The 2,191-nt window shown below is 68.1% G+C and carries 1 protein-coding gene; it reads left to right on the top strand.

All coding sequences use genetic code 11. The annotated features are described in order from the left end of the window. The first annotated feature begins 610 nt into the window (after window positions 1-610). Complete coding sequence (locus tag MJ777_RS10630; RefSeq protein ID WP_239375652.1) at window positions 611-1,564, top strand: GlxA family transcriptional regulator; 954 nt, start codon at window positions 611-613, stop codon at window positions 1,562-1,564. Window positions 1,565-2,191 lie beyond the last annotated feature (627 nt).

A 2,191-nucleotide genomic window follows, 5' to 3' on the forward strand; every position in this document is an offset into this window, starting at 1 on the left:
TCTAAGGGTACAAAATTGCGATCTCCTGAATCTCGACAAAATCGACCGAAAAGCTGATATCAATCGTGTGGGATACGCACCGCCATCGGTACGAGCTAAGAGGCTCCGGCAATAGGGCGTTCGATCAGGGAGCGGCGCCCGGGCGGATGGATCGCGAGGCGGCGGAGGGAGGCGCCCTGTGTTGGGCGCCGACCGACAACAACGACGCGAGGCGCCGGACCGGGCGGCGCGAGCCGGACAGTCCTATTGCCGGAGCCTCTCAACCGGGCCTACAGGCCGAGGGCGCCGGGGTCCAGCCACCCCATATCTCCCGGGCGCCAGGAGGAAGACGTCGATGCGGGGCCGTCAGCCACTCGCCACCGGCGGCCGTTCGGGTTGGCCAGCCCTTCAACCATGCCACCACCGCCATTCAACCCGCGCACAACCGTCTTCCGGAGATTGTGATCCATCGCAGGCCGTCGCAGGCCGGCCTATCACCCCCGCACCGACCGAAGGTTCCGCCCTTCCGCACATGCCACAAGGCCGATCGTGTCTTTCCTCACACCCACTCCATAGGGCTTCCCTTCATCGAAAACGGGCGGTACAGGTCGCTACCAGATGGGATTCAGCCATGCATCGTGTCGCCGTCCTCGCCTTGGACCGCGTAATCCCATTCGAGACGAGCATCCCGGTGGGGATCTTCGGCGACGCCGCCCGGCCGGACGGCACACCGCTCTACGAGGTGGCCGTCTGTACCGTTGGCGGCCAGCCCATGCACGCCGCCACTGCCAACAACAGAGCCGGGGCGTTGGCGGAGGCGGACACCGTCGTGCTTCCCGCCGTCCACCCAGTCGATGCGGTCATCCCACACGGGCGGCTGCGTGACGAGATAGCCGACGCGCTCGCCCGCATCCCAGCCGGCGCACGCCTGGTCTCGATCCGCACGGCGACGTTCATTCTGGCCGCCGCGGGCCTGCTCGACGGCCGCCGGGTCAGCATCCACTGGCCAGACATCGACCGCTTCCAGCGCATGTTTCCCCGCGTGAAGATGGACCCCGACGTGCCCTTCATCGACGACGGCGACGTGCTCACCTCCGCCGTCTCCGGTACCGAGCTCTATCTGCGCATGGTCCGCCGCGACCACGGCAGCGAGGTCGCCACCCGGCTGGCTCGGCGTTGGATCATGTCACCTTGGCCCGATGGGAGGCAGACCCAGCACATCGGACACCTTGTCCCAGAACCGTGGGAGGCCAGCACCGCCGCAACCCGTGCCTGGGCGCTCGAACGCCTACAGGAACCGGTATCCCTGCCCGACCTGGCCGCCCACGCGCGGATGAGCGTCCGCACCTTCACCCGGCGGTTCCGCCAAGAGGTCGGCCTCACCCCCGGCCAGTGGCTGACCGGGCAGCGGCTGCAACGAGCTCAGCATCTGCTCGAAAGCAGCGACCTGCCGATCGACCGCGTCGCTGAGCACGCCGGCTTCGGCGCCACCGTCTCCCTGCGCCAGCACTTCCGCACCGCCTTCGGCGTTCCGCCTGCCGCCTACCGGCGTACCTTTCGCGCCCGCAACGATTGCAACGCTTGACGCCCGCGTCGGGGGCGGTCTCCAGCCGACGAAGACCGCGACTCGTGGGGGTCACAACGTAGCCCGATCTGGAAAACCCCCGACCACGGCCCCCGGCGCAACCCCGTTCGACGGCCGACGCTTCGTCTCCGTCCGCCGCACCGACCGGGGACTCTACGAACTCACCCTCACCCCCGGCGCCGGCCTCCACGACCTCATCGACGTCACCGCCACCCTGCCCCGCGCCGTCTACCTCGACCACCGACCCGCAGAACCCACCGACCCGACCGTCATCCTGGCCTTCGGTCCCATCCCCACACCCGCTCACCGGCGACCGGACCACCCCGGCACTGATGGCCCCGTCGGCTGGACACCCACCGTGGACACCAGCGTCGACCCCCCGACGCTCGGCGAAGCCGACTTCCGCACCATCCTCGACGCCCGCATCTATCGGCTGTACGGACGCCACCTCAACAACATCACTCACCCCACCCCGTAGATCTCTAGCAGACGGAAAGAGGCTCCCCCGGGCACCCCTTTCCGTCATTTTCGGAGCAGCTCGACGGAAGGCCGCTAGACGCTAGAGGCCAGGTCACAGCCCCAAACAGCCGCTAGGCAAGGTGCTAGACCTAGTGGTCGCCGCCGGAA

Source organism: Protofrankia sp. Cj5 (assembly GCF_917627405.1).
In the GTDB taxonomy this organism is placed as follows: Bacteria; Actinomycetota; Actinomycetes; order Frankiales; family Frankiaceae; genus Protofrankia.

Coding starts and splice junctions, on each gene's coding strand:
- MJ777_RS10630 (WP_239375652.1), top strand. CDS start 611: ATGCATCGTGTCGCCGTCCTCGCCTTGGACCGCGTAATCCCATTCGAG.